A 12536-nucleotide genomic window follows, 5' to 3' on the forward strand; every position below is an offset into this window, starting at 1 on the left:
CCCGCCCCCGCCTCCTTAGCGTGCCTGGTAACCGATCGGCCCTGCTTTCGTTCCCCCGCTCGGGGGATTGCAAGGCACAACGGACCAGAACGAGGTGTACGCCCATGGAGGCCCCGCCGGACAACGATGTGCTCTGGGCACGCTCCCTGCACTTCACCCACCGCGACGGCTCGCTCGCACTGCAGGGTGTCTCCCTCGGCGTGCGCGAGGGAGAGATCCTCGCCGTGAGCGGCCCACGCGGCAGCGGCAAGACCGCGCTGCTCAGTTGTCTGGCGGGACTCACCCCGGTCCAGCGCGGCGAGGTCTGGTTCAACAGCGTGCCCGTGCACACGATGGGACCGATGACCCGCGAGCGCCTGCGCCGCGACCGCTTCGGCTGGATCGACCCGGCCCCCGCGCTCGTCCCGGAGCTCAACGCCTGGGAGAACGTCGCCCTTCCGCTCATGCTGCGCGGCACCGGCCGCAGGCGCGCCAGGACGGCCGCCCTGGAGTGGCTGGAGCGCCTCGACATCGGCGACCGGACCCACAGCCGCCCGCACGAGCTGACCCAGTCCGAACGCCAGCGCGTCTGCATCGCCCGCGCCCTGGCCCCGGCCCCGTCCGTCCTGTTCGCGGACGAACCGACGGCTCCCCTGTACCGGGCGGACCGCGCGCATGTGCTGCGGACACTCACGACGGCCGCCCGCTCCCACGGCATCACCGTGGTCCTGGCGACGCACGACACTCACACCGCAGCCCTGGCGGACCGCACGGTCACCCTCCTGGACGGACGCCGGGTGAACACCGTGCACCTGCCCCCGATGGCCGACTCGGAAGGCCGTACCGCGTGCTCGCTCTCCGTCTGATGCGGGGCGCCCGTCCCGCCGTACAGCTGCGCCGCCTCCTGGTGGCGCTCGCCTCGGCGGGCACGGGCTTCCTCCTCCTGTGCGCCCTCGGCCACGCGATCAGTCACCCCGAGGACCCGTCCGGCGCCGTGCTGCGGCTGGCCTGGTGTCTGACGCCCCTGGCGGCGACGGTCCACTTCGCCCTGGCGGTCGCCCGCACCGACCCGGGCACCCGCCCCCGCCCCGGCCTCGCGGCCATCGGCCTGGGCCCGGCCCGCCTGATGGCCGTGTCGGCCACGACAACGGCCCTGTCCTGCACCCTCGGCTCCCTGCTGGCCCTGCTCGTCTTCCTCCACCTCCGGGGCGACCTGACGGGCATGCCCTTCGACGGAGCGGCGGCGGACTTCCTGGCGGCGGACGCCCCGCTCCCGTTGCCGGCCGCCCTGACCCTGCTGGGCCTGGTCCCGGCGATCGCGTCGGCCACGGTGGGATGCGCCCTGCGGCCACGGGACGACAGGCCGGCAGCGGCGAAGAGGGCGGCGCGGTCGTACGGCCGTTTCGGCGCGTACGGCAGGACGGCGGCCCGGGAGACCTTCGGCTCGTACGGCCGTTTCAGGGCTCACCGGTCCGCGGGCGGTCCTGCCGCCGGCACCGCACGTGAGCACACCCCGCAGGCGCGGGCCGGAGAGGGCACCCCGACAGCGCCCCCCGCCGAGGTCACACACACCGAGGACGGGGGCCGAGAAGCCCTGCCGACCCCCCGAGAAGCCCCCAAAGGCCTCCCCTGGGGCGTCGCCGTGCTCGCCGCGGGCCTGGCGGTGGAGGCCTACGCCAACCGGCAAGGGACCGCCCCCGCCGCACCGCTCCCCGGCGGCCTGGCAGGCACCCCCTCCGTCCTGATCGGCTGGCTCCTCACCGCCGTGGGCCTGGCAGTCGCCGGCCCCGGCCTCACCCACCTCTGCGGCCGCCTCCTCCAGTCCGGCCACCCCGGCGCCCTGCGCCTCCTCGCCGGGAGGGTCCTCATGTCGGAGGCCGCCCGCATCGGCCGCCCGCTGGGCATCGTGTGCGCGGTGACGTCCGGCATCTACGCCATGGCCACCCTGTACGACCCGACAGGCCCCGAAGTGGGCCCCCTGACCACCCTCGGCCTGCTCCTGGTGGCGAGCTGCACGATCGCGACGCTCCTCACCGCCGCCGTGGAGGCCAAGCACGCGAGGTCGGACACCACAGCCGCGTTGCTCCGCCTGGGCGCCCCCGCGACCATGCTCCGCAGCGCGGCGGCCCTGCGCGCCGGCGCCCTGCTGGCCCTCTTCGGCCCACTCACCCTGGTCGTGGCCGAGCTGGCGGCCCTCCCCCTGACCTCCTGAGCCCGTCCGAGAAACCCGTACGGAAAACCCGTACGAAAAAAATCACGGCCGCCCGATGAGTTCCGCCGCACCCACCCGTCTACCCACCGAACAGCACGCACCCGATGGGAGAGACTCCGATGACCTCGCCGACCTACCAGCAGATGATCTTCGTGAACCTGGCCGTGAACGACCTCGACGCCTCGAAGAAGTTCTTCACCGAGCTCGGCTACTCGATCAACCCGCAGTTCAGCGACGACAACGCGGCGTCCGTCGTGATCAGCGACACCATCGTCGCGATGCTGCTGACGAAGCCGTTCTACTCGACCTTCACCAAGAAGGAGATCGCGGACGCGACGACGACCAGCGAGGTCCTGATCGCGCTGAGCGCGGAGAGCCGCGCGAAGGTCGACGAGCTGGTCGACAAGGCGATCGCGGTGGGCGGCACCCCGTCCGGCGAGACCCAGGACCACGGTTTCATGTACGGCCGCTCCTTCGACGACCTCGACGGCCACACCTGGGAGGTCATCTGGATGGACCCGGCGGCGATCCAGGGCTGACCCACGGGCCGCAACCGGCGTGCGAGCATGGGCGGGTGCAGACGAGCCCCGCCCATGCGGCACACCACGACGACCGTGAGATCGAGACGCTTGAGGAGTTCGACGCGGTCGTACCGGCCCGCGGCACCCTCGCCGGTTTCCGGGTCCAGGCCGTCGATCTGACGGACCGGACAAGGGAGTTGCTGGCCACCGACACCGCGGGCGCCGTCTTCCTCGGCTGCCCGATGCGGGAGAACGCCGCGGAGAAGATCCGCGCGGACGGCGCCCTGGTCTTCCCGCCCGTCCCGAACCTGCCCTTCGACCCGTACCGCGGACTGCTCTACTCCCCGGACGAGTTGTTCGACGGGCTGGAGAAGGGATACGAGCAGACCCCCGACGCGCTCGCCTACGCCTGGTTCCAGCGCACCAAGGCCGACGGCGACATATACGCGTCGATGCTGCGCTCCGTCCACGACGACGCCGTCTCCGACGCCCTCGACGAACTCCTGCGCGGCACCAGGGTCGTGGGGGTCATGGGCGGCCACGCGATGGCCCGCGGCACACGCGAGTACGCCGGCGCCGCGCGCCTCGGCCGTGAACTGGCCCGCGCCGGGCTCACCGTGGCCACCGGTGGCGGCCCGGGCGCGATGGAGGCGGCCAACCTCGGCGCCTACGCGGCCCCCTTCGAGGACGCCATGCTCGACGAGGCGTGCGAACTCCTCGCCGGTGCTCCCTCGTTCACGCCCTCGATCACCGACTGGGCGCGCGCCGCCTTCGAGGTCCGCACCCGCTGGCCCCGGGGCGGTCCTTCCGTCGGCATCCCGACCTGGTTCTACGGGCACGAGCCGCCGAACGCCTTCGCCTCGCACATCGCCAAGTACTTCGCCAACGCCACCCGCGAGGACGGCCTGCTCGCCCGCTGCACCGCGGGGGTGGTCTTCCTGCCGGGCGCCGCCGGCACCGTGCAGGAGATCTTCGACAACGCGACGCCCAACTACTACGAGTCGCGCGGCGAACCCACGCCGATGGTGCTCGTGAACCGCGTCCACTGGACGGAGAAGCTGCCCACCTGGCCGCTGCTCCAGGCCCTCGCGCGCGAGCGGTCAATGGAGGCCCGAATCGCCCTTGTTGACCGGATCGAGGACGCCGGAGAGGCGCTGAAACGTCTCACACCTTAATAAGCAGGCAAAGTCAACACTTGTAGGGTGCCTGCACGTTGACACTTCTTATGCTGCGCTTATAGACCTGTGAGACTCCTGGGGACGGTGATGTCACATCACCATCCCCTCAGCCCCCCGCATTTGAGCATCCTGTGAAGGACGAACGTGGCATTTACGCCCATATCCCGCCGCACCGCCCGCGTCTCGCGCTTCCTCGGCGTCGCCGCCGCATCGACCGCGATCGTGCTCGGTGCCTCCGGCAACGCGCTTGCCTGCAACATCAATGAGTTCTCCGCCGAAGCCAAGTGCGACGGCACCAAGGGCGTCATCACCGTCACCGACGTGGACAAGACCGGCGTCGAGGCGACGGTCTCCGTGTACCTGCAGAGCAACGGCGCCGACGCGAAGAAGGTCGGCGAGCAGACGGTGAAGGGCTCGAAGAAGGGCACCACCATCACCTTCGAGGAGGACTGGGCGCCCAACGCGGTGTACCGGGTCCACGTCGAGGCCCTGCCCTACATCAAGGGCGCGGACATCACGCCGAACCTGACCACCCCGGCGACCGCCTGCAAGACCGAGGACACGCCGACCCCGACGCCCACGCCCACGCCCACCCCGTCGGACTCCGCCGGCACTCCGGCCGAGGAGTCCCCGACCCCGACCCCGTCGGCCTCGGAGGGCACCACCGCTCCGGCCACCGTCGAGAGCAACGCCCCGTCGCCCGCGGCCGGCGACTCCAACCTCGCCGAGACCGGTGCGAACTCCAACACCGGCCTGATCGCCGGGATCGCGATCGCCCTGGTCGCCATCGGCGGCGGCGCCGTGTTCTTCGGCCTGCGCCGTCGCGGGGCCAGCACCCGCTGACGACAGTCGTGCGTGGCCCGTCCCGGGTTCGGGGCGGGCCACACCCATGTCATCCGAAGGTCGCCCGCTGCAGCCAGAACTCCAGCAGCTCCCGCTCCCCCAGGACCTCCAACTCCGGGCTGTCCAGGGGCAGTCGGCGGTAGAAGGCGAGCATGACGGCGGTCAGCGGGCCGCGCAGGGCGACGGTCGCCTTCTCGTGCCCGCGCCGCCAGGCGATGACGTCGTCGGTGAGCTCGATCATCCACTCCCACCCTTCGGATGTTCCGTCGGTGGCATGCAGATGGATACTGCGCCCGGAGCCGCGCAGTTCCCTCGACTCGTCGTCCGGCATGGTCCGCTGTGCGAACTCCACGATCTGCAACCACTCGTCGATCGCGTCGGCGGCGATCTCCGGGGCCACCTCGTACGGCTGTCCGGCGGCGAGCGTGGCGTCGGCACGGTGGACCGTGAGTTCGTGTGCCATCCTGCGGGCCCAGAAGCCCGAGGTGGGGATCCCGGCCCAGGACCAGACCTTGGCATCCGGCCCGGCCTCCCGAAGCGTGGCGACGAGCATCTTCCCCGTCTCCGCGAGCCAGGCGTCCAGCGCCCCGGCGTCCTCGGGCCCCTCCCCCAACGGCACCTGGTCCTCAGGCACTTCCTGCTGGGCCCGGGTCCGCACCATCAGCTCCACCCAGCGCAGGGCGCCCCCGGTGTGCCGCACCAGTTGCTCCAGCGACCACTCCGGGCAGGTCGGCACCGTCACGGACAGGTCGGCCCCGGACGTCAGTACGTCCCTCAACAGGCCCACTTGGTGAGCGATCTCGTCGCAGTACCGGTCATGTGCGAGCAGGGTCATGCCCCGCACCCTATGTCCGCCCGGTCAGTCCAGCACGACGATTTCGGCCGGGTCGAACTCCACCCCGACCGTGTCCCCGACCTCCGGCGCCGCACGGAGAGCGCACGCGGCCTCCAACTGCGGCCCGTCACCCTCCCGAGGATGCAGATGTACGGCCACATGGGTGCCCTTGAAGGTCCGCGCGGTCACCGTGCAGCTCAGGCCCTCGTCGGCCGCCTTCAGCCGCACTCCCGCCGGCCGCACCAGCACGTTCCTGACCCCCTGGGCAGCTCCCGAGGGCACCGGAACCTTTCCCCACACCGTGTCCGCGACCTCACCCGCCACCGTGCCCTCGACGACGTTCTCGAAGCCGAGGAAGCGGGCCACGAACTCGTCCGCCGGCCGCTGCCACACCTCGAGAGGCGTACCCGACTGGGCGATCCGCCCGTCCCGCATCACCACGACCCGGTCGGCCAACGCGAAGGCCTCGCCCTGGTCGTGGGTGACCGCGAGCACCGTGGTGCCCAACCGTCCGAACAGCTCCCGCAGTTCGACGACCAGCCGCTCCCGCAGCGAGCGGTCCAGCTGTCCGAGCGGCTCGTCCAGCATCAGCAGCCGGGGCCGGGGCGCGAGCGCGCGGGCCAGCGCGACCCGCTGCTGCTCACCGCCGGAGAGCGCGCCGACAGCCCGACGGGCGGCACCCGGAAGCCCGACGAGGTCGAGCAACTCCCGTACCCGCTCATCCTGTTGTGCCCGCGCGGCCCCGTGCATCCGCAGCCCGAAGGCCACATTGGCGCCCACGTCCCGCTGCGGGAAGAGCTGGTGGTCCTGGAACATCAGCCCGACGCCGCGCTTGTGCGCGGCCACCCCGCCCTGGTCACGCCCGTCGAGCAGGACCCGTCCCCCGTCGAGCGGTTGAAGGCCGGCCACCACCCGCAGCAGCGTCGACTTGCCGCTGCCGCTGGGGCCGAGCACACACACGATCTCGTGCTCGGCGACATCGAGACCGACCCCGTCGAGGACGGCCCGCCCGCCGAACCGAACCGTCGCGTCCTCAAGGCTCAGCAGCATCAGAACTCCCCGGTCCGGTCGGTCCGCAGCCGTTCGAGCACCAGCAGCGCCACCGCGCACACCACCATCAGGATCGTCGAAAGGGCCATCGCCTGGCCGTAGTTGAGATCACCGGCCCGTCCGAGCAGCCGTGCCACGGCGACCGGCAGCGTCGGGTTGTCGGGCCGTGCGATGAACACCGTCGCCCCGAACTCGCCCAGCGACACGGCGAAGGCGAAGCCCGCCGCGATCAGCAACGCCCGCCGCACCATGGGCAGATCGACCTCCCGCCACACCCGCCACGGCGAGGCCCCGAGCACGGCCGCGGCCTCCCGCAACCGGTGGTCCACGGCCCGCAGCACCGGCAGCATGGTCCGCACGACGAAGGGCACCCCGACCAGCGCCTGCGCGAGCGGCACCAGGATCCAGGACTGCCTGAGGTCCAGCGGCGGCTCGTCGAGCGAGATCAGGAACCCGAAGCCGACGGTCACCGCGGACACCCCGAGCGGCAGCATCAGCAGCGCGTCGAAGCCCCGCACGAACCGGCCCGCGTCCCGCCGTGTCAGCGCGGCCGCCGCGAGGCCCCCGATCACCACCGCGATGGCGGTGGCGGCGAGGGCGTACTCCAGGGAGTTCCCGACCGCCTCGATCGGCGCGACGAGGAAGACCCCGCCGTCGCTGTGGGTCAGCGCCCGGTAGTAGCCGAAGTCGGGAGCGTCGAGGGACCGCTGCACCAGCACCGCGAGCGGCAGCACCAGGAGGACGGCGACACTGCCCACGACCCCGGCCAGCAGCCCCCACTCTCCCGCCCCTCGGGGCCGCCGGGCGGTGAGGGACTCGTCCACGAGCCGTAGCGCGGTCTCCCGGCGCCGTACGGTCCACGCGTGCAGGGCGAGAACAGCGCCCACCGCGACGAACTGGATCAGCGTCAGCACAGCGGCCGTGGACAGGTCGAAGATCTCGGAGGTCTGCCGGTAGATCTCCACCTCGAGGGTCGAGAAGGTCGGCCCCCCGAGGATCTGCACCACGCCGAAGGAGGTGAAGGTGAAGAGGAACACCATGAGAGCGGCGGCGGCCACGGCGGGCCCGAGCGCGGGGAGCGTGACCGTCCGCCAGGCCCTGAGCCGGGACGCGCCCAGCATCCGCGCGGCCTCCTCCTGACGCGGATCCAGCTGGGCCCACAGTCCGCCGACGGTCCGGACGACGACCGCGTAGTTGAAGAAGACGTGCGCGAGCAGGATCGCCCACACCGTGGTGTCCAGCCGTACGCCCCACAAGTCGTCCAGCAGCCCGCCACGCCCCACCAGCGCCAGAAAGGCCGTACCGACGACGACGGTCGGCAGCACGAAGGGGACGGTGACCACGGCCCGCAGGATCTGCTTGCCGGGGAAGTCGAAGCGCGCGAAGACATACGCGCCGGGGAGCGCGACCAGGAGCGTGAGCGCGGTGGAGGCGAGCGCCTGCCAGGTGGTGAACCACAGGACGTGCCGGATGTCCGGTTGGGTGAGGGCGTCGGTGATCCGGCCGAACTGCCAGGTCCCGTCGGTCTCGAGGCCGCGCGCGACGATCGCGGCGACGGGATAGGCGAAGAAGACGGCGAAGAACGCGACGGGCACGGTCATCAGCCCGAGCCGTGCCGCCGCGTTCGTGACGCCCTTGCGGGGCCTTACTTCAGTACGAGCGAGGTCCATGACTTGACCCAGTCGTCCCTGTTGTCGGCGATCTTCGCCGGGTCCATGGTCTCGGGATCCTTGGCCTGCGGACCGTACTCGGTGAACTCGTCCGGCACCTGGGCGCCGTCGATGACCGGATAGACGAACATGTTGAGCGGCATGTCCTGCTGGAACTCCTTGGTGAGCAGGAAGTCCAGGAACGCCTTGCCGCCCTTGGCGTTCGCGGCGTTGCTCAGCAGTCCGGCGTACTCGATCTGCCGGAAGCAGGTGCCCTGCGCGACGCCGGTGGGGGCGGTCTTCGGCTTCGGGTCGGCGTAGATCACCTCGGCGGGCGGCGAGGAGGCGTACGACACGACGAGCGGCCGGTCGGCCTTCGCCTTCTTGCCCCCGGCGGAACCGGAGAACTCCTCGTTGTAGGCCTGCTCCCAGCCGTCGACGACCTTGACACCGTTGGCCTTGAGCTTCTTCCAGTAGCCCTCCCACCCGTCGTCGCCGTACTTCGCGGCGCTCCCGAGGAGGAAGCCGAGCCCCGGCGAGGAGGTGGAGGCGTTCTCGGTGACGAGGAGGTTCTTGTAGGCGGGCTTGATCAGATCGTCGTACGACGACGGCGGCTGGAGCTTGTGCGCGGTGAAGTAGGCCTTGTCGTAGTTGACGCAGATGTCGCCGGTGTCGATGGGCGTGACCTTGTCCCCGTCGACCCGGTACCCGGCCTTGATCCGGTCGGCGCCCTTGGCCTCGTACGACTGGAAGAGCCCGTTGTCGAGCGCGCGGGAGAGCAGGGTGTTGTCGACGCCGAAGAAGACGTCGCCCTGCGGGTTGTCCTTGGTGAGGATGGCCTTGTTGACGGCCTGCCCGGCGTCGCCGTCCTCCAGGACCTTGACCTGGTAGCCGGACTTCTTCTCGAAGTCGGCGAGGACGCTCTTGGAGACGGCCCACGAGTCGTGGCTGACGAGGGTGACGTTCTTGGAGCCGGAGCTCTCGGAGTCGTCGGACGACGAGCCGCACGCGGACAGCGTGACCAGGCCGAGGCCGACGACGGCAGCACAGAACTTCTTGTTGTTCACGGTGATGACCGAACTTCCTACCCAGAATGACCTGGGCGAGGTTCAGAGGGTCTGCGGCCCGATTGCCGCACTCTCAGCGCTGTGGCGCTCCCCTGTCGGATATGAAGATGTACGTACGTCCGTCAGACTACCGTTCGGTGGCCGCGAGCTGACCACAGGCCCCGTCGATCTCCTGTCCACGGGTGTCCCGGACCGTCACCGGCACACCATGGGCGGCGATGGCCTCGACGAACGCCTTCTCGTCCTCGGGCCGGGAGGCGGTCCACTTGGACCCGGGCGTCGGGTTCAGCGGGATCAGGTTGACATGCACCGGCTTGCCCTTGAGCAGGCGGCCGAGCCGGTCACCGCGCCAGGCCTGGTCGTTGATGTCGCGGATCAGCGCGTACTCGATGGAGAGGCGCCGCCCCGACTTCTCGACGTACTCGAACCCGGCGTCGAGCACCTCGCGCACCTTCCACCGCGTGTTCACGGGGACGAGGGTGTCGCGCAGCTCGTCGTCGGGGGCGTGCAGGGAGATCGCGAGCCGGCACTTGAAGCCTTCGTCGGCGAACCGGTGAATGGCGGGCACGAGCCCCACGGTCGACACCGTGATGCCGCGCTGGGAGAGACCGAGCCCGTCGGGCGCGGGATCGGTGAGCGCGCGAATGGAGCCGACGACCCGCTTGTAGTTGGCGAGCGGCTCGCCCATCCCCATGAAGACGATGTTGGAGAGCCGCGCGGGCCCGCCCGGCACCTCTCCGTCCCGGAGCGCCCGCATCCCGTCCACGATCTGGTGCACGATCTCGGCGGTGGACAGATTGCGGTCCAGTCCCGCCTGCCCGGTGGCGCAGAAGGGGCAGTTCATGCCACAACCCGCCTGCGAGCTGATGCACATGGTCACCCTGTCCGGATACCGCATCAGCACCGACTCCACGAGCGTCCCGTCGAACAGCCGCCACAACGTCTTGCGCGTGGTCCCCTGGTCGGTCGACAGATGCCGTACGACGGTCATGAGCTCGGGAAGCAGCGCCTCCTGGAGCTTGCCGCGCGCGCCGGCCGGGATGTCGGTCCACTCCGCCGGGTCGTGCGCGTACCGCGCGAAGTAGTGCTGCGAGAGCTGCTTGGCGCGAAACGGCTTCTCCCCGATCCCCGCCACGACCTCCTTGCGCTCGGCGGGCGTGAGATCGGCAAGGTGCCGCGGCGGCTTCTTGGCTCCGCGGGGGGCGACGAAAGTGAGTTCTCCGGGTGCAGGCATAACTGTTCCAGTGTCGCAGATCATTCAGCGGCCGCGTCCAGAAGATCCACACGCCGAAGGCCGGGAGAACCTGACGACGCGGCCCCCGCCCTGAACAGGACGGGGGCCGGGAAAGCCGTACACGCGAAGCAGGTCAGCCGGAGCCCACGAACAGCACCAGCAGCAGCCACACCACCGGAGCCGTCGGCAGGAGGGAGTCCAGGCGGTCCATGATGCCGCCGTGGCCCGGCAGGAGGGAGCCCATGTCCTTGATGCCGAGGTCCCGCTTGATCATCGACTCGCCGAGGTCACCCAGCGTCGCGCTGGCCGCGACCGCGAGGCCCAGGAGCAGGCCCTGCCACCAGGTGCCGTCGTCGATCAGGAACTGCATGCACAGCGCGCCCGCCACCATCGCGAACAGCACCGCCCCGGCCAGGCCCTCGCGGGTCTTGCCGGGGCTGATGCGCGGCGCGAGCTTGTGGGTGCCGAAGCGCCAGCCGACGGCGTACGCCCCGGTGTCGCTGACGACGGTCAGGAGCAGAAACATCAGGACCCGGGCCGCCCCGTCCTCCGCCGTCAGCATCATCGCGACGAACGTGGCCAGGAACGGGACGTAGAACGCCGCGAAGACGCCCGCCGTGACGTCCTTGAGGTAGCCCTCCGGCGGTTCCGTCATCCGCCAGACGAGGACGGCGAGTGCCGTGAGGGCCATGGCGACCCAGGCCCCCTCGGCGCCCCTGACGTACCCCGCGACGACCATCGCGGCCCCGCCGAGCGCCAGCGGCACGAGCGGCGCCTTGATGCCCTTGCGCTCCTGAAGCCTGCTGGTCAGCTCCCACAGACCCACGACGACGGCGACCGCTATCACGCCGACGAAGGCGGCCTTGACGAAGAACAGCGACGCGATGATCACCGCACCGAGTCCGACCCCGACCCCTATGGCGGCACCCAGATCCCGCCCCGCGCTCTTCTTCTGCGGCGCGGGCGCCGGCTGCGAGGAGTCGGGCATGGGCTCCGGATTCTGCTTCTGCGGCGCCGCCGCGTAGGGCTGCGCCGACGTGGTCTCGTCGCGGAACGCCTCGTCCCGGAACTGGTCGTCCCGGAACAAGGGACCGCTCAGCCGAGCGGTCCCCCGGTCGTCATCCTGGTCGCCGCCGTACCGAGGTTCAGCGGGTCCGTCGGGCACGATGGGCATGGGCCGAGTGTGCTGCGCGTCATGCGCATCGTACGCGGGACCCGCCGGGTCAGCCCCCTGAGCAGGCCCCTGGTCGGACGGCCCCCAGTACCCGGCGTGGGGCGGCGTCGCCCAGGAAGAGTCGTTCATCAGACCTCGAGAAGCTCTGCTTCCTTGTGCTTGAGGAGCTCGTCCACCTGGGCGACGTACTTGTGCGTCGCGTCGTCGAGCTCCTTCTCCGCACGGCGGCCCTCGTCCTCGCCGACCTCGCCGTCCTTGACGAGCTTGTCGATCGCGTCCTTGGCCTTGCGGCGGACCGAGCGGATGGACACGCGCGAGTCCTCGGCCTTGGCCTTGGCGACCTTGATGTAGTCGCGGCGGCGCTCCTCGGTGAGCTCGGGGAACACCACCCGGATGATGTTGCCGTCGTTGCTCGGGTTGACGCCCAGGTCGGAGTCGCGGATCGCCTGTTCGATGTTGCGCAGGGCGGTCTTGTCGAACGGGGTCACCACGGCCATGCGCGGCTCCGGCACGGAGAACGAAGCCAGCTGGTTGATCGGCGTCGGCGCGCCGTAGTAGTCGGCCACGATCTTGTTGAACATCGCCGGGTGCGCACGCCCGGTGCGGATCGCGGCGAAGTCCTCCTTGGCGACCACGACGGCCTTCTCCATCTTCTCCTCGGCCTCGAGGAGGGTCTCTTCGATCACCACTTGCTCCTGCGTGTCTTGAGTAGGCCCGGCTGCTGTTCCATATGCGTGGGGGCGGCGGCCGGCTGCGTCGCGTCTTCTTCCTGCACGGTTCCCGACCGGCAGGAC

12 protein-coding genes and 1 riboswitch are annotated in these 12536 nt (G+C 70.7%); of the genes, 5 read left to right on the forward strand and 7 right to left on the reverse strand.

Translation table 11 applies throughout. The features are described 5' to 3' along the window. Positions 1-104: 104 nt before the first annotated feature. The 5 genes from ACIBJB_RS29570 to ACIBJB_RS29590 all read left to right on the forward strand — a co-directional run bounded on the left by ACIBJB_RS29570 (position 105) and on the right by ACIBJB_RS29590 (position 4733). Positions 105-845, forward strand: a complete 741-nt coding sequence (locus ACIBJB_RS29570) for an ABC transporter ATP-binding protein (RefSeq protein ID WP_398934877.1) — start codon at positions 105-107, stop codon at positions 843-845. After that, on the forward strand, positions 827-2191 hold the full coding sequence (locus tag ACIBJB_RS29575) for a hypothetical protein (RefSeq protein ID WP_398934879.1): 1365 nt from the start codon (positions 827-829) through the stop codon (positions 2189-2191). The genes ACIBJB_RS29570 and ACIBJB_RS29575 overlap by 19 nt, the downstream gene beginning before the upstream one ends. Positions 2192-2310: 119 nt before the next feature. Next, positions 2311-2730 carry a VOC family protein gene (locus ACIBJB_RS29580; protein ID WP_398934881.1) on the forward strand — a complete coding sequence of 140 codons (420 nt, stop codon included), beginning with the start codon at positions 2311-2313 and terminating at the stop codon, positions 2728-2730. Between the two features lie 35 nt (positions 2731-2765). Beyond that, positions 2766-3887, forward strand: a complete 1122-nt coding sequence (locus tag ACIBJB_RS29585) for an LOG family protein (protein ID WP_398934883.1) — start codon at positions 2766-2768, stop codon at positions 3885-3887. Positions 3888-4034: 147 nt separating this feature from the next. Further along, on the forward strand, positions 4035-4733 hold the full coding sequence (locus ACIBJB_RS29590) for an LAETG motif-containing sortase-dependent surface protein (protein ID WP_398934885.1): 699 nt from the start codon (positions 4035-4037) through the stop codon (positions 4731-4733). 49 nt (positions 4734-4782) lie between these two features. On the opposite strand, the gene ACIBJB_RS29595 is transcribed toward ACIBJB_RS29590, so the two are convergent. The 7 genes from ACIBJB_RS29595 to frr all read right to left on the reverse strand — a co-directional run bounded on the left by ACIBJB_RS29595 (position 4783) and on the right by frr (position 12428). Next, positions 4783-5568 (reverse strand): maleylpyruvate isomerase family mycothiol-dependent enzyme, encoded by a 786-nt coding sequence (locus tag ACIBJB_RS29595; RefSeq protein ID WP_398934887.1) that lies wholly within the window; start codon positions 5566-5568, stop codon positions 4783-4785. Between the two features lie 24 nt (positions 5569-5592). Beyond that, positions 5593-6618: an ABC transporter ATP-binding protein gene (locus ACIBJB_RS29600; protein ID WP_398934888.1), complete on the reverse strand. Its 1026-nt coding sequence runs from the start codon at positions 6616-6618 to the stop codon at positions 5593-5595. Continuing rightward, entirely contained in the window at positions 6618-8288 is a 1671-nt protein-coding gene (locus ACIBJB_RS29605) for an ABC transporter permease (protein ID WP_398934890.1), read from the reverse strand. The genes ACIBJB_RS29600 and ACIBJB_RS29605 overlap by 1 nt, the downstream gene beginning before the upstream one ends. Beyond that, positions 8264-9334 carry a thiamine ABC transporter substrate binding subunit gene (locus tag ACIBJB_RS29610; RefSeq protein ID WP_398934892.1) on the reverse strand — a complete coding sequence of 357 codons (1071 nt, stop codon included), beginning with the start codon at positions 9332-9334 and terminating at the stop codon, positions 8264-8266. The genes ACIBJB_RS29605 and ACIBJB_RS29610 overlap by 25 nt, the downstream gene beginning before the upstream one ends. Continuing rightward, positions 9331-9438: riboswitch (TPP riboswitch) on the reverse strand. Its footprint overlaps the gene before it by 4 nt. 23 nt (positions 9439-9461) lie before the next feature. Next, a complete protein-coding gene (rlmN, locus tag ACIBJB_RS29615; RefSeq protein ID WP_398934894.1) occupies positions 9462-10568 on the reverse strand; it encodes a 23S rRNA (adenine(2503)-C(2))-methyltransferase RlmN in 1107 nt (368 codons plus the stop codon). 133 nt (positions 10569-10701) lie between these two features. Beyond that, entirely contained in the window at positions 10702-11871 is a 1170-nt protein-coding gene (locus ACIBJB_RS29620; RefSeq protein WP_398934896.1) for a phosphatidate cytidylyltransferase, read from the reverse strand. Beyond that, on the reverse strand, positions 11871-12428 hold the full coding sequence (frr, locus tag ACIBJB_RS29625) for a ribosome recycling factor (protein ID WP_057616820.1): 558 nt from the start codon (positions 12426-12428) through the stop codon (positions 11871-11873). Before frr ends, ACIBJB_RS29620 begins: the two co-directional genes overlap by 1 nt. Positions 12429-12536 lie beyond the last annotated feature (108 nt).

This window comes from Streptomyces sp. NPDC050759, assembly GCF_044456945.1.
Taxonomy (GTDB): domain Bacteria; phylum Actinomycetota; class Actinomycetes; order Streptomycetales; family Streptomycetaceae; genus Streptomyces.

Excerpts from the sequence above, each read along its gene's own strand:
- ACIBJB_RS29570 (WP_398934877.1), top strand. The coding sequence starts at position 105 with ATGGAGGCCCCGCCGGACAACGATGTGCTCTGGGCACGCTCCCTGCAC.
- ACIBJB_RS29580 (WP_398934881.1), top strand. The coding sequence starts at position 2,311 with ATGACCTCGCCGACCTACCAGCAGATGATCTTCGTGAACCTGGCCGTG.
- ACIBJB_RS29595 (WP_398934887.1), bottom strand. The coding sequence starts at position 5,568 with ATGACCCTGCTCGCACATGACCGGTACTGCGACGAGATCGCTCACCAA.
- ACIBJB_RS29600 (WP_398934888.1), bottom strand. The coding sequence starts at position 6,618 with ATGCTGCTGAGCCTTGAGGACGCGACGGTTCGGTTCGGCGGGCGGGCC.
- ACIBJB_RS29605 (WP_398934890.1), bottom strand. The coding sequence starts at position 8,288 with ATGGACCTCGCTCGTACTGAAGTAAGGCCCCGCAAGGGCGTCACGAAC.
- rlmN (WP_398934894.1), bottom strand. The coding sequence starts at position 10,568 with ATGCCTGCACCCGGAGAACTCACTTTCGTCGCCCCCCGCGGAGCCAAG.
- ACIBJB_RS29620 (WP_398934896.1), bottom strand. The coding sequence starts at position 11,871 with ATGAACGACTCTTCCTGGGCGACGCCGCCCCACGCCGGGTACTGGGGG.